The 22,774-nt window shown below is 41.8% G+C and carries 21 protein-coding genes; 6 read left to right on the top strand and 15 right to left on the bottom strand.

Features of this window, described 5'->3' with window-relative positions:
- Window positions 1-248 precede the first annotated feature (248 nt).
- Window positions 249-1,241 carry a zinc-binding dehydrogenase gene (locus ACFPA1_RS22680; RefSeq protein WP_378585844.1) on the bottom strand — a complete coding sequence of 331 codons (993 nt, stop codon included), beginning with the start codon at window positions 1,239-1,241 and terminating at the stop codon, window positions 249-251.
- Window positions 1,242-1,422: 181 nt separating this feature from the next.
- Between ACFPA1_RS22680 and ACFPA1_RS22685 the strand changes: the two genes are divergently transcribed.
- The 4 genes from ACFPA1_RS22685 to ACFPA1_RS22700 all read left to right on the top strand — a co-directional run bounded on the left by ACFPA1_RS22685 (window position 1,423) and on the right by ACFPA1_RS22700 (window position 6,767).
- Window positions 1,423-2,901 carry a GGDEF domain-containing protein gene (locus tag ACFPA1_RS22685; RefSeq protein ID WP_378585847.1) on the top strand — a complete coding sequence of 493 codons (1,479 nt, stop codon included), beginning with the start codon at window positions 1,423-1,425 and terminating at the stop codon, window positions 2,899-2,901.
- 121 nt (window positions 2,902-3,022) lie between these two features.
- Window positions 3,023-4,330: an IS3 family transposase gene (locus tag ACFPA1_RS22690; RefSeq protein WP_378585849.1), complete on the top strand. Its 1,308-nt coding sequence runs from the start codon at window positions 3,023-3,025 to the stop codon at window positions 4,328-4,330.
- Between the two features lie 246 nt (window positions 4,331-4,576).
- Complete coding sequence (locus ACFPA1_RS22695; protein ID WP_378585852.1) at window positions 4,577-4,816, top strand: hypothetical protein; 240 nt, start codon at window positions 4,577-4,579, stop codon at window positions 4,814-4,816.
- Window position 4,817: 1 nt separating this feature from the next.
- Window positions 4,818-6,767, top strand: a complete 1,950-nt coding sequence (locus tag ACFPA1_RS22700; RefSeq protein WP_378585854.1) for an insertion element protein — start codon at window positions 4,818-4,820, stop codon at window positions 6,765-6,767.
- Between the two features lie 78 nt (window positions 6,768-6,845).
- Here the strand turns inward: ACFPA1_RS22700 and ACFPA1_RS22705 are convergent, their stop codons facing one another.
- Window positions 6,846-8,204, bottom strand: coding sequence for an SMI1/KNR4 family protein (locus ACFPA1_RS22705; protein ID WP_378585857.1), 1,359 nt, complete (start codon window positions 8,202-8,204; stop codon window positions 6,846-6,848).
- Window positions 8,205-8,477: 273 nt separating this feature from the next.
- Window positions 8,478-9,446 carry a 2-hydroxyacid dehydrogenase gene (locus tag ACFPA1_RS22710; RefSeq protein ID WP_378585859.1) on the bottom strand — a complete coding sequence of 323 codons (969 nt, stop codon included), beginning with the start codon at window positions 9,444-9,446 and terminating at the stop codon, window positions 8,478-8,480.
- 194 nt (window positions 9,447-9,640) lie between these two features.
- On the opposite strand from ACFPA1_RS22710, the gene ACFPA1_RS22715 reads away from it, so the two are divergent.
- Window positions 9,641-10,351, top strand: a complete 711-nt coding sequence (locus ACFPA1_RS22715) for a cell wall anchor protein (protein ID WP_378585861.1) — start codon at window positions 9,641-9,643, stop codon at window positions 10,349-10,351.
- Window positions 10,352-10,354: 3 nt separating this feature from the next.
- A complete protein-coding gene (locus tag ACFPA1_RS22720) occupies window positions 10,355-10,990 on the top strand; it encodes a class D sortase (protein ID WP_378585863.1) in 636 nt (211 codons plus the stop codon).
- A 59-nt stretch (window positions 10,991-11,049) separates the two neighbouring features.
- On the opposite strand, the gene ACFPA1_RS22725 is transcribed toward ACFPA1_RS22720, so the two are convergent.
- The 12 genes from ACFPA1_RS22725 to fliP all read right to left on the bottom strand — a co-directional run bounded on the left by ACFPA1_RS22725 (window position 11,050) and on the right by fliP (window position 22,769).
- Window positions 11,050-12,378 carry an IS3 family transposase gene (locus ACFPA1_RS22725; protein ID WP_378585866.1) on the bottom strand — a complete coding sequence of 443 codons (1,329 nt, stop codon included), beginning with the start codon at window positions 12,376-12,378 and terminating at the stop codon, window positions 11,050-11,052.
- Window positions 12,379-12,530: 152 nt separating this feature from the next.
- Window positions 12,531-12,899: a poly-beta-1,6-N-acetyl-D-glucosamine biosynthesis protein PgaD gene (pgaD, locus tag ACFPA1_RS22730; protein ID WP_378585868.1), complete on the bottom strand. Its 369-nt coding sequence runs from the start codon at window positions 12,897-12,899 to the stop codon at window positions 12,531-12,533.
- Between the two features lie 18 nt (window positions 12,900-12,917).
- The gene (gene pgaC, locus ACFPA1_RS22735; RefSeq protein WP_378585871.1) at window positions 12,918-14,156 is read right to left on the bottom strand and encodes a poly-beta-1,6-N-acetyl-D-glucosamine synthase; all 1,239 of its coding nucleotides are present in this window, start codon (window positions 14,154-14,156) and stop codon (window positions 12,918-12,920) included.
- 238 nt (window positions 14,157-14,394) lie between these two features.
- Window positions 14,395-14,733 (bottom strand): PilZ domain-containing protein, encoded by a 339-nt coding sequence (locus tag ACFPA1_RS22740; protein ID WP_378585874.1) that lies wholly within the window; start codon window positions 14,731-14,733, stop codon window positions 14,395-14,397.
- Between the two features lie 163 nt (window positions 14,734-14,896).
- Window positions 14,897-15,607 (bottom strand): FliA/WhiG family RNA polymerase sigma factor, encoded by a 711-nt coding sequence (locus tag ACFPA1_RS22745; protein WP_378585877.1) that lies wholly within the window; start codon window positions 15,605-15,607, stop codon window positions 14,897-14,899.
- A 30-nt stretch (window positions 15,608-15,637) separates the two neighbouring features.
- The gene (locus ACFPA1_RS22750) at window positions 15,638-16,624 is read right to left on the bottom strand and encodes a MinD/ParA family protein (RefSeq protein WP_378585879.1); all 987 of its coding nucleotides are present in this window, start codon (window positions 16,622-16,624) and stop codon (window positions 15,638-15,640) included.
- The gene (gene flhF, locus ACFPA1_RS22755) at window positions 16,578-17,720 is read right to left on the bottom strand and encodes a flagellar biosynthesis protein FlhF (RefSeq protein WP_378585881.1); all 1,143 of its coding nucleotides are present in this window, start codon (window positions 17,718-17,720) and stop codon (window positions 16,578-16,580) included. The genes ACFPA1_RS22750 and flhF overlap by 47 nt, the downstream gene beginning before the upstream one ends.
- A complete protein-coding gene (gene flhA / locus ACFPA1_RS22760) occupies window positions 17,720-19,768 on the bottom strand; it encodes a flagellar biosynthesis protein FlhA (RefSeq protein ID WP_378585883.1) in 2,049 nt (682 codons plus the stop codon). Before flhA ends, flhF begins: the two co-directional genes overlap by 1 nt.
- A gap of 17 nt (window positions 19,769-19,785) precedes the next feature.
- The gene (gene flhB, locus ACFPA1_RS22765; RefSeq protein ID WP_378585886.1) at window positions 19,786-20,883 is read right to left on the bottom strand and encodes a flagellar biosynthesis protein FlhB; all 1,098 of its coding nucleotides are present in this window, start codon (window positions 20,881-20,883) and stop codon (window positions 19,786-19,788) included.
- The gene (gene fliR / locus ACFPA1_RS22770; protein WP_378585888.1) at window positions 20,880-21,662 is read right to left on the bottom strand and encodes a flagellar biosynthetic protein FliR; all 783 of its coding nucleotides are present in this window, start codon (window positions 21,660-21,662) and stop codon (window positions 20,880-20,882) included. Before fliR ends, flhB begins: the two co-directional genes overlap by 4 nt.
- Window positions 21,663-21,668: 6 nt before the next feature.
- Window positions 21,669-21,938, bottom strand: a complete 270-nt coding sequence (fliQ, locus tag ACFPA1_RS22775) for a flagellar biosynthesis protein FliQ (protein ID WP_213117565.1) — start codon at window positions 21,936-21,938, stop codon at window positions 21,669-21,671.
- Between the two features lie 78 nt (window positions 21,939-22,016).
- Window positions 22,017-22,769 (bottom strand): flagellar type III secretion system pore protein FliP, encoded by a 753-nt coding sequence (gene fliP / locus ACFPA1_RS22780; RefSeq protein ID WP_378585891.1) that lies wholly within the window; start codon window positions 22,767-22,769, stop codon window positions 22,017-22,019.
- Window positions 22,770-22,774 lie beyond the last annotated feature (5 nt).

The following is a 22,774-nucleotide window of genomic DNA, read 5'->3' on the forward strand; positions in this document are numbered from 1 at the left end:
CCCCTTTCCAGGTTATTTCCCTTGTCACTAGTGTAAATAATTTACCATTTTCGTGTCCAATGGATTAAGGGGTCCTAAAAGCAACTCTTCAGTTTATCCGCCATTTTCTCGATATATCCGCCAAACTTCATAAAATATCCGCCGACTTTAAGATGTTATCCGCCAAACCCCTTTAGACAGGTATTATTTTTTCAAAAAAAATGCCTGCTACCGCACAAAAAGCTGGTACCAGGCACTTTACTAAAATATTATCCAATATAAAACCCAATCTTGCCTAACTGCTCAGCCTTTTCCATCCGCTCGAAGGCCGAGCCGAACTCCTTTAATGAATACATCTGGTCAACCACTGGTTTAATTTCATGCTTCGTTACAAACTCAAGCATTTCCTTGTATTCCTCGCCGCTCCCCAATGTGGTTCCAAACAACTTATACTGGCCGTAGAAAAAGTCGCGCAGATTGAATTCGACAACATCACCCGCCGAAGCTCCAAAAGTCACAATCGTTCCACCCGGGCGGAGCTGCTTCAATGACTTATTAAAGGTTGCCGCACCGACGCATTCGATGACAAGATCCACTTTTTCACCGCCAAGCGCCTGTTCCCATTCTTCATTGCTGTCAAACGCCTTATCCGCACCAAGCTCTAGAGCCTTCTGACATTTTTCTAACGAACGGGAAGTCACATACACAACCGCTCCTGCCGCCTTGGCAAACTGCAGTAATAGAGTCGCAACTCCGCTGCCGATGCCGGGGATCAATACCTTCATCCCTTCGCGCACCTGGCCCTGTGTAAATAAAGCTCGGTAGGCTGTCAGCGCCGCTAATGATAGCACACCTGCCTCCTCCCAGCTTAAATAGCCAGGTTTCAAAGCAACGTTATCGGCTGGAACGACTACCTGCTCAGCAAAAGTTCCATGGAACGGGAGTCCAAGAATTTCAAACCCTGCCGGCGGTGCATCGCTCTTTTCCTTCCAGCCAAGGCTCGGGTTGATCAGCACCTCATCGCCCACCTTGACGTCAACGACACCCTCTCCGACTGCATCAACCACTCCGGCGCCGTCCGATCCGATGATAAGCGGGGGGGCTGTCGGGCTATGGCGCACCAGCACGAACAAATCACGATGATTTAGCCCTGCTGTTTTCAGCTTGACCCGCACCTCCCCAACGCCCGGTTTCAATTCTTCCATTTCACGAACGGATAGCCCTTCAATACCTGCCTTGTCTGCATGAACAACTGCTTTCATTTCAATCACTCCATTCCTATCCATTTTAAAAATATGTACTAAATCCATAATACTCTGAAAATGGCATTTTTTAAATAAAATGACCTTTAAAAATGGTTTAATTTGTTGCGTGGACAGGCCCCCATGCCTGTGATACACTACATTGGGAAAAATGGATTTTCGCGGAAAAAGGATGATTGACTTGAACAAAAACACTATAAAACTACAAAAGAATTCCGTTCCTGACCGCGAGTTTCAACAATCAAACTACGATATCCTCTTTGAGAGATTAAAGCTCGTTTCCTATATGCTCATCTTCACCTATCCATGCTTTTTCATTGTTGACTTTTTCTTTTTGCAAAATCTCAATCAGCCTGCCTTTAAATGGACCCTGAAGGTGGTGCATTTTTTTGGTCTAGTCATCTCCCTTGTATTCATCATGCTATACCGGCGCAGTAGGCGCCACACGGTTTCCAAAAGCTTCATTGTAAATTCCTATATTTCGCTGTATCTCCTGATAGGAGCCGTGTCATCCATTAACAGCCAGTTGTACACTGGAAACATTTACGCCTATCTGATTATTTTATTTGCGGCTGCGATTATTTTCCCCATCCGGCCAAAGCACATGCTCACGATGATGCTCGGCGCTCATCTCATTTCTATCGCCGGACTGTCCTTTTTGGGAAAAATTAATTATTCTTTCGTGTTAAATCTTGTCAATTCAACCGGGGCCGCCGTAATCGCGTTTACAATTACGCTAACCTTTTACAGATTTCGAAAAAATGATTTTTTTAACAAGAGGAAGTTAACCAAAAACGAGGAAAGCTTCCGCCGCTTGTTCCAGAGGAATCCAAATCCGTTGATCCTTATTAATCTGGACAACGAAATCCAGTTGGTCAATCAGCAGGCTATCCACTACTATCAACTGGAGGGAAAAGAATTAGCGGCTCTCGATGCTGGTTTCTTGTTTGGCAATCCCGCAGAAAGACAAGATATTATGGAACGATTGTATGAGGAGAAAAGTGTCAAAAATTACGTGACTGAGCAGCAGCTTGCTCCCGATCAAAAGAAATGGTCGCTCTTGCATTTTGAGTTGGTGGATTATCATGATGAAACCTGCGTCCTCATTGACACTACCGATATTACCGATATCAAGAAAAAGGAACAGGAGCTTATGGAGCACGCCTCCATCGATGTGCTTACAGGGGTGCGGAACCGCCGCACCGGTATCGAGATGCTGCGCCAAGAGTTAAGTACCGGGACAAATACCCGCGAGTTTATCCTTTGCTTCATTGATATTAATGGATTAAAAAAGGTCAATGACCACTTAGGACATGCAATAGGTGACGATTTGATCAGGACATGCTGCGAAACGATTGAACGTCATATCCAGCGCGACGATTTCCTGTTTCGTCTTGGTGGTGACGAATTCATCATTGTATTTTTTGAAAAAGAAATAGCAAATGTCGAGCAGGTTTGGATGAATATCGAGGATGCGTTCAAGAACATTAACAATGCTGGACAGAAGCCATACAATATTTCCGCCAGCCATGGGTTTTACCACTATAAGCCGGGTACTCCGGTTACTCTGGATGAAATCTTGGAAATCGCCGATCAGGAGATGTATAAAAATAAATTCAACTATAAGGCGCAAAACGAAAGTGTATATACTTTAGAATAGAGAAAAGGAGGATCTGTGTTAATATGGTACCTGTAGGTAGGACACTCGAAAAAAAGAGTGTTCCACCTGCAGGTATTTTTATATATACTTGAATTTTAGAATATGGGGATTAGAGGACAACATGAGTAAAATAACTTTTTCAACTACAGAGATAAACTCACTTCAAAAGAATCCAAATGTACACCGTGTCAGCGAGCGGTCTATTACCTATACTGATGATTTTAAAAATAGATTTATAGATGAATACCAGGCCGGCAAACTCCCCCGACAAATCTTTGAGGAGAACGGCTTCGATACCGACGTTATTGGCATAAAACGAATTGAACAGTCAGCCCACAGGTGGAAAAAAGCCTATGAAAAGAATGGTCTAATCGGGCTAACAGATTCAAGGAAAACTTCTTCAGGCAGGCCCTTGAAACGGGAACTTACTCCAGCCGAAGTGATTGAAAGGCAAAAGGCGAGAATTGAGCTGCTGGAAGGACAGGTGGAGCTGTTAAAAAAGCTAGAAACGACAGAAAGGAGGCTGCTAAACGAAAGCGAAAATCTCAATCCGAATAAAGCCTATCGATTGATTCAAGAGACCATTGAACAATATAGTTTTAAGGGGATGACCAGGTATTTTTGTGACCTTTTAGAGGTCTCCAGGTCTGGATATTACAGCTATCTAAAAGCATCCTCTATCAGGGAAGCACGGGAGAAATTGGATCTCGAAGCGAAGGAAATCATTTTAAATGCATTTGACCGGCGAGGTTATAAGAAGGGCTCGCGCTCCATTAAAATGATATTGGAGAATGATTTCAACATTGTCTTTAGCCGTAAAAAGATTCAACGAATCATGAGGAAATATGGGATCGTCTGTCCTCACAGGAGGCCAAATCCTTATAAAAAGATCGCTAAAGCCACAAAGGAGCATCAGGTTGTCTCGAACAAATTAAACAGGGAATTTAAGCAAGGAATCCCAGGAAAAGTGTTACTGACGGATATCACTTATTTGCCATATAACGGTAATTGTATGGCCTATTTGTCGACCGTAAAAGACGCTTCTACCAATGAAATCCTGGCTTACCATGTGTCTGACCGCATCACTATGGACATCGCCACCCAGACGATCCATAAGTTGATGAACAACAAGAAAGTTACGCTCCATGAAGATGCCTTCATCCATTCGGACCAGGGAAGCCATTACACAAGCCCACGATATCAGAAGCTATTAAAAAAATTTGGCTTGGGCCAGTCCATGTCACGGAGAGGCAACTGTTGGGATAATGCCCCTCAGGAGTCATTCTTTGGCCACCTAAAGGATGAGGTCGATTACCAATCGGCTAGGACACTGAAGGAATTAAAGTCGAAAATAAATCATTACATGGTTTACTACAACAATTACCGCTATCAGTGGAATTTAAAAAAGATGACCCCTGTTCAATATTAAGCCGTTCTCTTTTGAGGTACCCGCACCTATAAAAACACATATAAAAGCAACTGTAATAGCAGAGTAATTCGCTAATGAATTTGCTCTGCCTTTTTATTGTTATTTCACGGTTTATTAAAGGTATTAGGTTTAAAACCGCAATATAAATCCCATACTGTTTAGCAACTGAATAATAAAAATTATGCTCTTGCTATTTGGTGTGCGATTTTGTATGCTAAAAGAGTTTTTGAGGAAGGAGTGTTAATTTTGAATTTTCTGAAACCTAAAAACCTTAATTCTGAAAGAGTGGACTGGTTGGTGTCTGAGAAATCAAGGACAATTGTTAAGCAGTATGCTGAGTATTCAGAACGCACTGAGAATGAAGTTATTGACTTTTTCTTAACCAACATTCTATTGGATGAAGACTTCATAACTTGGATTAAGAAAAAACGCAATAATAAACGCCTTTTAACCCAGCTCGGAATTGAAGACCCTTCGGAGGATTAAAATGACGAAAATCAAGCGTCTTTCTGCCAAAACAGACAATATTGTCAATGTATTGTCCCCAGTTTCCCAAGAGGAAATTTTGGATAGAATCAAGAACTATCCCTTGATGGAGCCGAAGAAGTTTGCGAAAAGATATCATCATCACGTTTACCTCCCTACGAGTTTTATCTGGAACGGCAAACAATATGACATTGAATATAATTTTTGTATCAATCCTTTTTGCAAGTGGTTTGGTTTACCTCAAAAGAGATTTGAAAATGTTAAGAACAAACCAAGTAGATACAAATTAGGTGGTGCAGGGGATGAAAAGGATTTAGTATGTAACCCTGACCCTGATAAAAATGGTCGAGGAATTTCTTTAGGATGTACATGTAAAACTGTATCGAACTGGTCTGTAGTTGAAGAGATAAAAAGGCTAATTACATTAGAGACATTGCAAGACGTGGAGCCGGATTACGAATTCCATAAAAGCGGCTGCATTTATATAAATGAAACCCCATTTACTAATACGGAGTGTTTCAAGAAAAAAGGAGTAAATAAAGCCAAAGCACAGAGATATCAATGTAAACACTGCTTAAAAATTACATCTGTAATGCCAAAAAGAAAGAATTCGACTACTTACCATCAAAAGCGAAATGATATTCTGTTGGATTTGGCAAAAGCAGTTGTAAACAAGGTTGCGATTAATAGAACTATAGAGGTGTTAGATATCGGTGTGAAGACCTATTATGAAAAACTTGAATTGGTCTACAAGAGATGTCTTGAATTTTTAGAGAGGCATGAACAGAAACCTTTGGGCAAATTGAGCATTGGTGAGTGCTGGTTGAATACGGATAAAATGACCTACCATCTAAGCAATGTAAGAAAAAAAGGACATGGTAGGAAGTCTCCGGCAGAAAGAAGTGAGGAGTCGAAATTTCCAACACACATTGTCATCACATCGGAAATGCAGAGTAGATATGTCTTCCGGGCTGATATAGCTTATGATTGGAATTTCTCTCTTGATGACCTGGCACTGGACACTATACTCTATAAAGATGACTATCTTCATGAATTGGCTAAAAAGAATGCAAGATTTAGAAGAGGCTTTACCTCCTATCCAATGCCACCCACTACCAATGACATTCAAAGTATGGCAGAATACGAAAATGACCTTGCTAGGTTTGAAATCAGAAGCAAGTACGTAGATGGCATTCATGTCAACGCAACTTATACGACTCTTGCTCATTATTGGTTGATTAAGAATGCTTTGAATGTTAAGGAATGGAGAATTGTTACTGATGAGGATTATTCCATTTTAGCGGCAGCTTACAGAGTCTTTGCAGAAGAAATTAAAAGGTACGATGGTCATGTTTTTTTATCAAAGGTTGATAAAGATAAATCATTAAGTCAAGCAATGACAGAATATCATGATGCCAAAGAAGTGTTGTTGGAGTGGGCAGACGTAAATGGTATGAAAACCAAAAACCTTAGAACGATTGCAGTTGAGTATATGTCCGAGAGGCTTAAATACCATAAGTTCCATGAATTATTACCAGATGGTAAGAATTACAAAAGAGCTAATAATCCATTGATACATCCACTTGCTTCAAATGATTCAGGCTATCGTACTGTCGAATGTGTGACAGATGTATCTACATACGAAACAAAAGAATTGGCTAGGATGTTGTTAGATGTAAATCACAATGCAACTGACGCTTTTATACAACTGATTAGGAGAAGGATATCTCCTTTAGAAAGACCTCTCGTTACTGCGAGAGGGGACGGCAAAAGTTATATTTATGCCAATTTTAATCCGGAATATGCCCAGTATGCATTGACAATCTTAAGGGTGTACTTTAATTTCTGTTTGCCTTATAAAACAAAAGATGGGGAAAATCTAACAACGGCACAGAGATTGGGAATAACAGATAGGATATTTGAGTTAAAAGATATTATCTATATGCAATAAAAAAATAGCGGTATTGATGATTTACCGCTGTTTTTTATTGCACTAATGGTGTTGTTTAAGTGCCATTGTTTCATAAACTTAATAAAATATATTTATGTTTTGTATAGCATTCTCTAAAGACAGTATCCTCTTTTTTAACACTTGTTTAGTCTGTAATTTAACAAGAAAATTAATAAAATCGGATTTTGATGGAAGACCTGAGATAACAAAAGAAAAATTATTAGCAGAGTCCTTCTCATGGACATACTTTTCTAAAGCGTGAATCGCAGTTACTTCATGCCTTTCTTCTAATGAGGTCCACCTTTCTATGTTGTCCCACGAAAAATTTGACCTTACGAATAGTTCATCCCAACCTTCTGTCACAGGAAATTTAACATGATTCTCCATCCATAAAATAACATCCCTTGAATAAAAATCGCCTAGATGAGAAAGTGCGTCGTACCCAGTTATCTTTTTATTAGATTCATGTTCAAGGAAATTACATACTAAAGTAAGTCCTTCATTCTTACTTAAACACATTGAAGTTAAAAAGGAACGTAATCTAGTATCCATAGTATCTTGCTTTGCTTCCCACAAACTTCTAACCCATGTCTCGGCGTAATTTCCTAAGACTTTTCCAATAACCTCACATATTATCTTCTGGTCTTTAAATGACTCTTTTTTATCTAGTTCTTGTAAAAGGTAATCAAATAATTCATTTCTATTGAATTTCCGGAAATAGTCGATTGATTCTTCATCTAATTTCTCTCGATAAACAACAAAAGCCATTAGCTGTTCCATGTTATTTTTCACATCATCTATGGTTGTCTCTGAAAATGACTCAAACCAACGCTTCCACTTAGCTGCTGCTGTGCTTGTAGTGTCTAACCCCGTATCGCTAAGAAAATATTCAAACTGCCATTTTTCACTGCCAATACACCCTAGTTCAGTTATCCGAAATAAATAATCGATAAATGAATCTGCAATATAAGTAACCGTGTCTTCTTCATGTTCCCAATAAACAACTGGTTTTTCAGCACCCTCAACAGACATATCAAACGCATATATATCTCCGTTTCCAGCATGTGAAAACTCTAATTTCCCTCTAAGTGTCGCTCCGTAATCTTCCCCATCTTCCATAAGTTCATCAGCTAACATATTTAAATTCTGAAGGGAGTCAATATCCCAATTTATCTCTCCGGAAAATATTTCATTAAATTCACTTGGAATAATTGTATCATCAGAAAATGAGTAATAAAACGCAAGTGACTTTCCTAAGTTACTTAAAATGTATTTATACGAAGGCGGAAATTGATAACCTATCTCTTTTTCTTTAGCTTCAATCTCCTGTATTGTTGCTTTTTTTTCAATTTCAATTTGATGAACTATGCCGTTATTGTTCTCTATTTTTTGTAGTATTTGCCCCCATTTTGACAAAAGGAATGTAATATCCTTCATTCACTTCAACCCCGCCTCGATAACTTAATTTTTATTATAATTCAATATGTATTTTACCATATATTTACTCAGGAAATGCTAAAAGCAGTGCGATTTCTTTTGTGAAATCCACTGCTTTTATACTTGTTTTTATATTCGCGTTTTCCTATGCGGGTACTCCAAAAGAGAACGGCTTAGTTCAATATAGGAATCATCTTCTAGCTGCTTAACCTCTTTTTTTAATGTGTCCTTGACATAGGTGCCAGTTTAGTGTAAGGTCCTCCTTTTTTCAAATTAATTCCCGACAACGTTCGCTTTTTCCACATTCCCATTTAACACATGAATTAAATTGTCAGCCGCCATATGGGCCATCCCCAGTCGCGTTTGGACGCTGGCGCTGCCAATGTGCGGGAGCACTACTACATTTGGTAGGGTTAATAAAGGATTATCAAGCGAAACCGGCTCCTGCTCAAAGACATCGAGCCCGGCACCCCAGATGACTCCTTCTTTCAGGGCATGATACAAGGCGTCCTCATCAACAATTCCACCCCTAGCTGTGTTTATTAGAATCGCGTTCTTTTTCATTAGGGCTAATTCTTCCTTGCTAATGAGATGATGCACCTCGAAGCTGTATGGAAGCATGAGACAGACATAGTCAGATTTCTGCAGCAGGCCTTTGAGGTCTGTGTACTCGATACCAAGTTCCTCCTCTTTCTTCGGCTTGCGCGTCCGGCTATGGTAAAGAACCTTCATATCAAACCCCTTCGCCCGTTTCACGAGGGCTTCGCCAATCCGTCCCAGACCGATAATGCCGAGGGTAGCGCCGAAAATGTCCTGTCCGGTCATTTGCATGAGGGACCATGAACCCCACTTGCCGTTATGTAACACGTCAGATGCTTCCACAACTCTCCGTGCTGTGGCCATCAATAAAGCAAACGTCAAATCGGCAGTCGTTTCCGTAAGAACGCCGGGTGTATAACCCACCTTGACACCCTTTTCAGCTGCAGCCTGGACATCAATGTGGTTATAGCCAACCGAGCAGGTGCTGACCATCTTAAGCTTTTTTGCCCGCTCGAAAACCTCTCTGTCTATTGTGTCAGTGATAAAACAATAAAGGCCATCAACTTCTGCTACTTCCTTCAATAAGATTTCCCTTGGGACAGGGGTTTCTTCTTCTCCCCACATTCTTACCTCAAACTGACTTGAAAGCCTCCTATAGAGTTCTTCCGGCAGTTTCTTCGTCACATAAACCGTTTGCTTCAACCTTCACGCCACCTTTCAAGAGAATCGTATTTACTCCATTCTACTTCAAAATAAAATAATAGAACAAATGTGGGTTTTCGACCCTCATCCGCTGAAATGTTAATTCTTACAAAAAATTAATCTAGTACAAATAGCTTATTTTGGCGAAATATGTTATTATTTATCATAATGTTTTGTAAAGGAATGATAGGATAATGGTACATAATGTTTGGAAAAAAGGAGCAATTGTTGCGGCTTTAGGACTCTCTTTATCTGCATTTAGCCCTATTGCATTGACCGAAGCATCTGCTGCTACAACAGACTCCGCTCAAAAATTGGTAGATTCATTGAAGGCATTAGGTTTGAATCAAGTAGACTATTTATATGCTTATCTGCAATCTGTTAATCTTACAGACAGCGAATTCAATGATATTGTGAAGAATGCTGAGCAAGCTGCAGCAAAATTACAGTCGGTTTCATCACCTGAAAATCTTTCAGATGCTGACCGTGCAGAGGTCGGCCGCTTATTTTTAGACAGCGCCCAAAAAGCCCATTTACAAGTTGCATTTGTTGATAAAAACGGCAAAGCCATTGACCTCAGCAAGCTTAGCCTGGAAAATGCAAAGACATTAAACATTCAGGTTAAAGACCTTAATGGCAACCTATTAGCCGTTATTGATCCAAAATTATCTGATTTCACTGCATCTGCTTTAAACACCAAACTGGTTGCTTTAAAAACAGCGGTTGAAGCAAAGAAGAATCTTGAGGCATCCGGAAAGTTCGTTCCAATGCCGGCTTCTCAATTACCAAACACAGCTACCGACCTTCCACTTGGGATGGCAATTGGCGGCCTCTTGATCGTTTTAGGTGGAATTGCTTTTGTACCTGCTATGAGAACGATCCGCAGAATGGAGAGTCAAGCTTAATCTATGAAATCCTCCAGGAAAAAAAAGAAAAATAGAGTGAAATGGATTTTACTTGGAATTCCCGCATTACTCATCATCACAGGGGCAGCAACGATTGGATTCTTCGGCTGGGAAATGACAAAGGAAACGGCTCTATTAGCGAAAACCGTCATCAAGCCTTACAAGCCTGAGCAAAGCGCCAGGAAATTTAACACCGAGGCATGGCCAACCCTGCCGGAACCGGGCTCAAAATTAGGAGAACTATCCATTTCTTCTCTTAATTTAAGTTATCCTGTTGTTCAAGGAACACATGATAACGAACTGAAAATGGGGGTTGGTCATATGGCGGGGAGTACGCTTCCTGGCCAGGGCGGCCACGTGATTTTAAGCGGCCACCGGGACACTGTTTTTAGAAAACTGGAAAACTTAAAGGTCGGGGATGACATTACGTTCACGACCCCATACGGCGATTTTATCTACGAAACGACCGAGTTTAAAATCGTCGACGCGGCAGATGAAACCATAGCGGTTCCAACCGATTACGAAACACTAACGTTAACGACGTGCTATCCATTTCATTTTATCGGGAACGCACCACAGCGCTTCATCGTTTTTACGAAATTAAAAACGAATCCACTTTTACAAAGTGCACATTCATAAAGAAAAGGACCGTTTCAGCTAAACTGGCACCTATGTCAAGGACACTATAAAAAAAGAGATTAAGCAGCTAGAAGGTGATCCCTATATTGAATGGGGGTCATCTTCTTTAAATTCCACTGATAGCGGTAATTATTATAGTAAACCATATAATGATTTATTTTTGACTTCAATTCCTTCAATGTTCTTGCCGATTTAAAATCTACTTCATCCTTAAGGTGGCCAAAGAATGATTCCTGTGGGGCATTATCCCAACAGTTACCTCTTCTTGACATGGACTGGCCCAGTCCGTATTTCTTTATAAGCTTTTGGTATCTCGGGCTTGTGTAATGACTCCCTTGGTCCGAGTGGATAAAGGCATCCTCATGGAGTTTAACTTTCTTATTGGTCATCAATTTATGGACCGTCTGCGTTGCGATGTCCAACGTGATTCGGTCGGACACATGGTAAGCTAGGATTTCGTTGGTGGAAGCGTCTTTTACGGTCGACAAATAAGCCATACAATTACCGTTATATGGCAAATAGGTGATATCCGTAAGTAACACTTTTCCTGGTATGCCTTGCTTGAATTCCCTGTTTAATTTATTCGGGACAACCTGATGCTCCATTGTTGCTTTTGCGATTTTTTTATATGGATTAGGCTTTCTGTGAGGACAGACGATTCCATATTTCCTCATGATTCTCTGTATCTTTTTACGGCTAAAGATAATGTTAAAATCATTCTCCAATATCATTTTTATGGAGCGTGAACCCTTCTTATATCCACGACGGTCAAAGGCCTTTAGTATAATTTCCTTCGCTTCGAGGTCAAGTTTTTCCTTTGCTTCCCGTACTGAAGAAGCCTTCAGATAGCTGTAATATCCCGAACGGGATACCTCCAGGAGGTCACAAAAATAACTGGTCATCCCCTTAAATCCATTTTGTTCAATGGTTTCTCGGATCAATTGGTACGCCTTATTCGGATTTAGATTTTCGTTTGTGTTTAACAGCCTCCTTTCTGTCGTTTCTAGCTTTTTTAACAGTTCCACTTGTCCTTCCAACAGCTCGATTCTTGCCTTTTGCCGTTCAATTATTTCAGCTGCTGTAAGCTCTCGTTTTAAGGGCCTGCCGGAAGCTGTTTTCCTCGAATCTGTAAGCCCGATTAAGCCATTCTTTTCATATGCTTTTTTCCACCTGCAGGCTGACTGATCGATTCGTTTAATTCCTATAACATCCACATCGAAGCCGTTCTCCGCAAAGATCTGACGTGGTAATTTGCCGGATAGGTATTCATCAATAAATCTATTTTTAAAATCATCGGTATAGGTAATTGACCGCTCACTGACACGGTGTACATTTGGATTCTTTTGAAGTGTGTTTATCTCTGTAGTTGAAAATGTTATTTTACTCATACTTTCCCCTAATCCCCAATTCTGAAATTCAAGTATATAAAAAATACCTGCAAGTTGAACACTCTTTTTTTCGAGTGTCCTACCTACAGGTACCATTTTAAGCTGAACGGTCCTTTTCTTTTCTCCAGTTTAACAACTCTATGAAACTAAAATTAACGAACCTCAACATACTTATCATTTTGAACCCGTTCAATCTCTTCCTCTGTTAATTGAAAATAGGAAGCAATCTCATGATTATGGGCAGGCTCAGGAAAAGTCCTCCTATTGAGGGAACCATATTTCCATTTATTATAGGTACTCCACCATAGTAATGACAACGTTATTAATACACTGTACAAAATGGTAAAGTTCACAATAGCGTTAGCATTGGAAATACTCAACCAATAAAATCTTAGACTAAATTCCGAACCAAAGTGGATTATAAAATAATAAAGAAATATTAAAAGAAAAAGCCAGCCCAAAATGGTTAATAGAATATCCAAGCACTTTCTTGCTTTAGACCTATTAAAATGAATAATCATGCGCTTCTCCTTTCTTTTTTATAAGTGCAACCCGCGATCTGGACTCTCCCAGGTGGCATACTCGGTTTTATTTTCCTTTAAAATTCTGATTGCTTTAGGCAATGCCATGATGACTAACAGTGCATTAATATGCCAGTAAATGATTGGATACCAAATGCCCCATACTAAATAGAATAAAATCCCTTTCTCGTACCTGCTTTCAATAAAGAGAGCAACCAGAAATTGCAGCAAACAAATAATGGAAAGATAATTTCCAATCCACATGATAGGGATTAAATTATTTTGAAGAAAAATAGCTCGGTATAAGAAAATAATAGCCGAAATAAACCAAATAACTGACCATAGGATACTTAACACTTGTTCAATATAGATTGGATAAAGCCTTCTCTGCCGCCAGTCTAAAAAGATGTCCCGATGACGCAAAATAACTTCAATCCCACCCTGTGTCCATCTTAGACGCTGTTTACATATTCCCTTGATTGTCTCGGGGACCAGCATCCAACAAAGTGCCCTTGGTTCATAGCGTACATCCCAAAACCTTCTTTGCAACTTCCAGGTTACACCTATATCATCAGTAATTAAATCGGTATCCCACATTCCAGAGTCCAACAATGCTTTTTTGCGAAAAACAACGAAAACACCGGACACGGTCATCACTTTTCCAATTATTCTTTGGGTCCTTTTGATCAACCCAATAATACTGGAATATTCAACTAGTTGAATTTTAGAAAGCAAGCTTGTCCGATTTCTGATTCGAGGATTACCGGTTACAGCACCGACCCTTTCCCCATTATGCGGGGTGATAAAATGAGGGATAATATATCTTAGGGAATCCTTATCCAGGATAGCATCACTATCAATGGTTGCAATGAGTTCCCCTTTCGAAGCTAAAACGCCCTGTTTTAAGGCATTAGCCTTTCCTTTATTGTCGACAACATTTACGACACGTAGTTTTGGATTCATATGCAATAATGATTTTAAAATTTCAAGTGTTCGATCTTTACTGCCATCATTGATGACGATTACCTCGTAATGGGGATAATTCAAATGTGAAGCATAGTTTATGGTTTCTTCAATTGTTTTTTCCTCGTTATAAGCAGGGATTAATAAAGATACAAATGGTAATTCCTCATCACGATAATTTGGAAAATCCTGATTTCGCTCTTTTTTTACAAAATATATTAAACTGCCAATAATCCACACTACTCCCATAGCTAATGGATAATAAAATAGGAAAAGAACTAGTACTGTTTTCAACGTATCACGCCCTAAAAGTAGGTAATATTTAATAGATATAGTACCATGGATATGGATAAAGACCCTTTCGTATAGTTCTATCGACATATTTCTACTTATTATTATAGAAAATTACCTATATAAGAGCAATTCACAACTTTCGACACGTTTCTACGTCATTTCTTATTTTTTAGCAAGTTTAGCGCAATAAAGCGCCGGGTTCCTGACCGGGCGCTTTATTGCGTTGATGGCGTGGGAGTTAGGCCCCTAACAGTTTGTTCAGGTAGGAACGTGTGGTTTCAGGTGTGTTGAAGTGGACGCCGTATTGGTATAGCTCGTTTGACAGTTCTTCTTTCCAGATGACAGTTCCCGGGAGGAGGATTTTGTCTTCTAATACATCTGAGTTAAGGGAGTAAATGACTTCTTGGTCATTCCTTAAGTTTAAGTTTGAAATAAATCTTAACCCTCCTGGGCCTACGTTCTCAACGATGACGATGACATTTTCCAAATTTGCTTCAACATTAATAAGAGTCAGTTCAGATTCCAACGGAAAATGGATGTTGACCCTGAAATCCTTCTCTTTCGTTTTTAAAGCCATTGTAACCTAATCCCCTTACTTACGATTTTTATATGAAATGAATAATACTATTAACGACCGTTTTTCATCCGGCGTTGAGTCTTTTATCCTATTTTTTATATAAAAATCGATGCATGGGGACGGTTCTAGTGCCTCACTGAGGCACTAGAACCGTCCCCATGCATCAGTTATACTCCTTTTCAAAAGCTAGTTTTAGCTTTTTTATGATTCTTAAGTGGAGTTGGGAGATTCGTGATTTGTGTAGGCCGAGGATTCTGCCAACTTCGCTCATGCTTAAGTTTTCTTCGTAAATAAGGGACATGATTATTTTTTCCTTTTCTGGCAGCTCATCGATGAGGGAGGAGAGGATTTGGCTGCGCTCTTTCTCTTCTACCTGCTTTGCCTGGTCAACAACGGAATCATCGGAAAGAAAATCCCTTTTGAGAACAGTTTCCTCCCCACTCTCGACCGGCTCATCCAAAGAGGCTTGTTTTTCAAAAGAAGCCTGCGTAAGTATATCCTTGCACTCTTTCACACTCATCTTTAGAAATTCGCTTACTTCTTTTAGGGTTGGCTGCCTGAACAGCGTTTGTTCTAATGTTTCGAAGGCTTTCATAACTTCTCTTTCTTTTTTCCGCAATGTTCGTGACAGCGGGTCGTTTCGGCGCAGTCCGTCATAAATTTCGCCGCGAATCCGCTGGGTCGCATAGGTTTCAAACTTGATATTGTCACGCTGGCTGTATTTCCGGAAAGCATCTAATAGACCCATCATTCCAAACGAAACAAGCTCGTCTTCCTCAACATGGCGGGGCAGGCTTCTTTTCATAGCTTTGACGATTTTATAAACTAATGGCAGATAGCGATTAAATAACTCTTCTTCATGCTGCTGCTTCAACGGTACCTCCTCCTCTCCCCAAGATACTGTTTATTTTTTCACCACAAATTGAGACATCTTTTGGATAAACCCTTTGATTCCGGTGGCGCCCTGGCATTTGCCTGCGTCTCCATGCAAATAAATATTTACCATTTCCTTCATCCACTTAGCCGCCTGGGACTTCGGATAGTTAAGGTAAAATGGCGTCTGCTCAAGAACGGATTGAAATACAAGGGAATCATTCGGCATAAACCCAAGAATCTCAATCTCTTTATTTAAAAATCGTTTCGTCACCGTCCGCACCCTGCCGGCAATTGCAATTCCTTCCTTGGAATTGGCGACACGGTTAACCACTAACCGAACGTTCAAGCTCGAATCCTGGTGATGGAGAATTTTTATCACCGAATAAGCATCTGTAATGGCTGTCGGTTCCGGCGTCGTCACTAAAATAATTTCATCCGCCGCCAGATGGCAGCGCTGCGACTCCTTGGAAAGACCCGCTCCTGTATCAAACAGGATAATGTCGGCATACCCCTGCAGCCTTCCAAGTTCGGCAAATAAATAATCAGCATTATCATGGCTTAAATCCAAAATTCCCTCAAAACCGCTCCCGCCGGAAATCAGTTCTAGTCCGTTCGGGCCTTCTTCAAGGACCTCCCAGATGCTTTTTTTCTCCTTCACCATATCGATGAGATGGTGTCTCGGAGTCATGCCCAGTAAAATTTCCAGGTTGGCCATACCAATATCAAAATCAATTAGGACCACCTTTTGTCCGGATTCGCTCAGGCTGAGGGCAAAGTTTAGTACAAAATTGGATTTGCCAACCCCGCCTTTGCCGCTGGTGACGGATATGACCTTTGTTGCTTTTTCGTGTTGTGGAACTGCATCGGTTATTGGTGTTATTTCGCGCCGGGCAAGAATTGCCGCTTCTGATGCTGCTCCACTACGGGCCTTTATCGCCGCTTCAGCAGCTGGTTCCTGCTCCCTGCCATTAAAACGCTGATACAATTCTCTCAGTCTCTGCGCCTGATCTTGCACGTTCATCTACTCCCATTATCTTTTTCGCCATATATTGCGCCTCTGCCAGCATGATGTCCTCGGGAACCCCCTGACCCAAACAAAGGAAAGATAAAGGGTAGGGGTAGTGATAAACCAAATTTAAGGCCGACCCGAAACAAGTACTTTCATCCCACTTCGTCAGGATGACTTTGTCGATTTGCAGCGATTTCATCTTTTTCACAATCTGCTTCATATCTTTCCACCTAGTGGTCATGCTGAGCACAAGGTGGTTTTCCTGCGTTGACGCTTTGGAGAGAAGCTCATTCATTTCCTCAATATATTGCTCCTCCAGATAATTTCTGCCTGCCGAGTCCATAAAAATCATCTGGCAATGCTCTAGGCGCTCCATCGCAAGCTTTACCTGTTCTGGACTATCAGCGACCTCAATCGGTACATTTAAGATATTTGCGTAGGTCCGCAGCTGCTCCACTGCTGCAATTCGAAACGTATCCGCGGTTAAAAGGCCGACTTTTTTGCGTTGATATAACACCTGCCTGGAAGCGAGCTTCGCAATCGTTGTCGTTTTGCCAACCCCTGTTGGACCGATCAGCGTAATCATGTTGATCTCAGAATCCAACCCTTCCGATGCGATACCGTCCTGAAACAGTCCCGTTATGGCATCTTGGACCATTTCCCCCACTTGTTGTTCGCTTAGTTCCTCTAACGAAGAGGATTGTGTGGTGATTTTCTTTTCAATAAAACGGATGACTTCCTCGTCAACCTCCTGCTCCTCTAACCGCTCCCGCCATTTCTGAAGCTTTTGGCCCGATTGTTTAGACTCCACAAGTGCTTCATTTTTCGAAAAATTCTCCAGCAGCTTCTCCACATTCTCCAACCGTTTCAGCACTTCCGATTCTTCCGCTTGCGGCTGTTTTGTCACCGGAAGCTCCTCAGCCTTCTTCTCCGCTACCTCCGAAGCCGCAATCACTTCTAACTGCTTTCGTTGAAAAAGACCGAAAATCCCGCCCGTTTTGATTTCCTTTGTGTTTAGAATGACGGCATTCTCGCCCAGCTCCTGGCGAATCAGCTGGATCGCCTGCGGCAGGGAATCGACTATATATCTCTTAATCTTCATTAGGCAACCACTCCTGCATGTTGAAAATGAACGACACCAATATTTTGCACTTCAACATCAGATTCCAGCTCGTTAAACGATATAACGGGCATATCGGCATTAATCCGCTCGACAATTTGTTTGAGATACATCCGGATCGCCGGGGAAGTCAAGATGATTGGCTGAATTCCCACGTTAACCACCTGTTGTACAGTATCATTAATGGCATGAACAAGCTGCTGAATCGTTTGCGGATCCAGCGTCAAATACACGCCTTGCTCCGTTTCCTGAACATTCTCGGAAATCACCTTTTCCACATTGGCATTCACCGTAATGACTTGAATCATTTTATTGACGGCCAATTGGCTGGTAATTTGCCGTGCGAGTCCTTGTCTCACATATTCGGCCAAATAGTCCGGATTTTTTGTAAAAACAGCCCAGTCGGCAAGCGTCTCAAGAATAACCGGCAGGTTCCGGATGGAGATTTTTTCTTTTAACAGCTTTTGCAAAACCTTTTGAACTTGCCCGACCGATAACAGCTGCGGAACCAATTCCTCCACCAAGGATGGGTAATGTTCCTTGGCCTTATCAAGCAACTGCTTTGTCTCTTCTCTTCCCAAAATTTCATGGGAATACCGCTTGATCGTTTCCGCGAGATGGGTAGTAATAACGGATGAAGCATCGACAACAGTAAATCCGAAAATCTCCGCTTTCTTCTTCATCTCCTCCTGAATCCATAAAGCCGGCAGACCAAACGTCGGCTCGGTCGTTTCAATTCCCATAATGCCATGGTCCTCATCCTCAGGCGACAGCATCAGGTAATGGTTTAGAAAAATTTCTCCTCTAGCAATCTCGTTTCCTTTTAATTTGATGACATACTCATTGGACTCCAAATTGACATTATCGCGAATCCGAATAATCGGAATGACCAACCCCAATTCCAACGCGACCTGCTTACGGATGGCAATCACCCGGTCCAATATATCCCCGCCTTGGGATGTGTCGGCCAACGGAATCAGCCCTAAACCAAACTCAAATTCAAGTGAATCGACATGAAGAAGGTTAAGCACATTCTCCGGACTATTTTCTTCCGCAGGAGGAGTATCACTGATCTCCTCCTGCGCTTCTTCCTCTTTTTCCTTCGCTTTTTGCATTTTATAAGCAGCAAACGCAAGCAAACCAGCAATGCTCCAGGTCAACAAGATGCCGATTGGCGTCACCAGTCCGAATAAAGCGATACAGCCGGCTACCACATAAATCAGCTTCGGATAAGCAAATAGCTGGCGGGTCAAGTCATCGCCGAGGTTTCCATCTGAGGCTGCGCGGGTCACGATAATACCGGTTGCTGTTGAAATGAGCAGGGCCGGAATTTGGCTGACAAGACCGTCCCCGACAGAAAGCAGGGTAAACGTGCTTGCGGCCTGAGCAAAATCCATCCCCATCATCGTCATCCCGATGATGAAGCCACCAATAACGTTTATAAACAGAATAATGATACCGGCGATCGCATCACCTTTAACGAATTTACTGGCACCGTCCATGGCCCCGTAGAAATCCGCTTCCTGCCCGACCTTTTCCCGTCTCGCCCGGGCATCCTTCTCGCTGATGAGTCCGGCGTTTAAATCGGCATCAATGCTCATCTGCTTTCCCGGCATCGCATCCAAGGTAAAGCGCGCCGCTACCTCTGCGACCCGCTCGGAGCCTTTCGTAATAACGAGGAACTGGATAATAATCAGAATTAAAAAGATGATAAAACCGATCACAGGATTCCCGCCGATGACAAACTCCCCGAAGGTAGCCACAACTTGGCCTGCATGCCCATGTGACAAGATAGCCCTGGTTGTCGATACATTCAACGCCAAGCGAAAAAGAGTCGTGATCAGTAAGAGAGAAGGAAAAATAGAGAAATCTAAAGGCTCTTTGGTATTCATTCCTACTAATAAAATCGTGATCGATAACGAGATATTGATAATAAGCAAAATATCTAAGAGAAATGGCGGCAATGGAATGACCATCATAACGACAATCAGCAATACCGCAAGCAGCACGGAAATATCTTTAAATTTCATCTCTTCACCTTCTTTCTTCAGAATTTTCTTTTTAACCGATACACATAGGCGAGAATCTCCGCCACCGCTTTAAATAAGTCTTCCGGGATTTCCTCGCCGATTTCCACGTTTGCATATAACGCCCGCGCCAACGGCCTGTTCTCTGTCATGATAACGCCATTTTCTTTAGCGATTTCTTTGATTTTTTGCGCCATGAAATCGACACCCTTAGCCACGACTATCGGGGCCGATGCTTTTGCAGCATCATAGGAAATCGCAATCGCATAGTGAGTCGGGTTGGTGATGACAACATCCGCAGTTGGTACGTCTTGAATCATCCGGTTCATCGACATCTCCCGCTGCAACTCTCTGATTTTCCCTTTTACTAACGGGTCCCCTTCACTCTTTTTATGCTCATCCTTGATTTCCTTGATCGACATTCGCAGCTTCTTTTCATGGTCATATTTTTGAAAAATAAAATCGGCCACTCCGATTACGACATATAAAGTGGAAGTAATCAGCCCCAGTTTGATGATGAAGGTAAACAGATAGGAAATCATTTGTGCGGCTCCCATTTGCGAAAGCTGCAGGATGGTTCCTATTTCTTTTTTTAAAAGCCAGTAGGAAACCCCACCAATCAAGGTGATTTTCAGGATATTTTTCAGCAACTCCACCAACGAGCGCATCGAAAAGATGCGTTTCGCCCCTTCGACGGGGTTTAATTTTTTCAAATTAAATTTAAGGTTTTCCGTTGTAAACAAAAAGCCGATTTGGATGTAGTTTGAAAATAACGCCGCTACGAACGAGACGAGCAACACCGGCAAGACGATTTTAAAACAAAGCATGGTCAGGTCTGCGAATAGCTTATGGATGCCAGCCGGTGACAGCTCTCCTATTAAATAGGAGGAAAAAAGTTCGCGGAACAGAAAAAGCAGCTGAGTCCCTAGATATTTTCCGTAAATAAGAAGAAATAAGAAAAAGGCAGCAAGCATCAAAGACGAAGAAAGCTCCATACTTTTGGCCACTTGACCTTTATTTCTCGCTTCCCTTCTTTTTTGCGGGGTCGCTTTTTCCGTTTTTTCCTCAGAGAAAAATTGCAAATCTAATGTCAGGTAAAATGAACCCTTGACCTTCATGATGACGCCCCCATGATGCGAATCATCTGGCTGAGTGATTCCACCATTTCTGAAAACAACATATTTAATAATAAGAAAAAGCTCGGCAATGCGATAAGCAGAACAAGAAAATGAACCCCTATTTTCACGGAAAATCCGACCACCATTAGATTGATTTGCGGGGACGTTTTCCCGATGATCCCTAACACCAAATCCACCAAAAATAACGTAAACACGATGGGCGCTGCCAGTAAAAAGGCAATCACAAACGAGCTTTTGAAAGTTTCCAGCATAAACGTTGAGATTCTTCCGTCCGTAAAGGCAGGCACAAGCGCATTAACCGGAATCCAGCGGTAGCTTTCCAATACTCCTTGGAGCAGCAGATGATGGCCGTTCATCGACATGAGAAACAGGGTCGCCATTACATTTTTCAGCCTGCCTGTTAAATTGGCATTTGTACCCGATTGCGGATCAAAGACCGCGCCCATTGAAAAGCCCGCCTGCAGGTCAATCAGGGTGCCTGCCAATTGGATGGCGTAAAAGAGAATCGATGCGATAAAGCCGAGTCCCAAACCTACTAAACTTTCTTTAATAAGGAGCACGATATAGCCGCCTGAAAAAGCCAGTGGTGCATGTGACGGTTCCACTGAAATGAATACAATGACGGCCATGAAAAACGACAGTCCAATCTTAAAGGGTGCCGGAATTGTTCTCATCATAAACACCGGTACAGTGATGAAAAAACAGCTAATCCGCGCCAGGATAAGCAGGAAGTCGGGAATTTGATTCAACAATTCCATATTGCACTACCCTGTAAAATGGGACAGATTGCCCAAGATATTTTGCGTAAAGTCCAATAGATGCTGGAGCATCCACGGACCGAACAGCAGCAACCCGACAAACACTGCGATGATTTTTGGAACAAACACTAGAGTTTGCTCCTGAATCTGGGTTACCGACTGAAAAATGCTGATGACAAGGCCGACCACCAACGCGATTCCCAAAACCGGTGCAGCAACTAATAGAGTGGTATAAACGCTTTGTCTGGATACTTCAAAGACCATTTCCGGTGTCATGATGAAGAAAACCTCCGTTACTTGAGGGGGTCAGACCCCCGGTACTTTAATGCGGTGAACCAGCGGGGGGCTGACCCCCTAAAAGCTAGTAAGCAAGGATTTGACAATCAGATGCCAGCCGTCCACCAGGATAAATAATAGAATTTTAAATGGCAGTGAGATCAGGACGGGCGGGAGCATCATCATGCCCATCGCCATTAAAATGCTGGATACGATCATATCAATGATTAAAAAAGGCAGAAAGATCATGAAGCCCATTTGAAAGGCTGTTTTTAACTCGCTGATGGCGAACGCCGGCACTAGTACATGCAAGGGAATGTCCTGGATTGTTTTTGGTTTTTCTGATTTTGTATAGTCCAAAAAGAGATTCAAATCCTTTTCTCTCGTTTGTTTTGCCATAAATTCCTTTAGCGGTTTGCTGGCGGTATCAAATGCCTGCTCCTGTGTGATCTTTCCATCCATAAACGGCTGCAAAGCATGCTGGTTGATGTCCGAAAAAATAGGCCCCATTACAAACATTGTCAGAAACAGTGCCAGACCAACGATGACTTGATTGGGCGGCATTTGCTGCGTACCAAGGGAAGTGCGGACAAACGACAGCACAATCACAATCCTCGTAAACGACGTCATCAGCAGCAAAATGGCCGGGGCCACCGAAAGAACCGTTAATAAGAGAATGATTTTAATCGACGAGGCCACTGCCTGGGGCTCGGATGATGTATTAATCCCAGGAATAGGGGAATTGAGAGCAGCAAAGCTGACATCTTGAAAAAGAAATAAGAATATTGGTATGAAAATGAGAATTTTTTTTGCCAACTGAATCTCCGCCATTTTGT

Origin of the sequence: Neobacillus sp. GCM10023253 (genome assembly GCF_042653105.1) — a bacterium.
Lineage (GTDB): Bacteria > Bacillota > Bacilli > Bacillales > Cytobacillaceae > Neobacillus > Neobacillus citreus.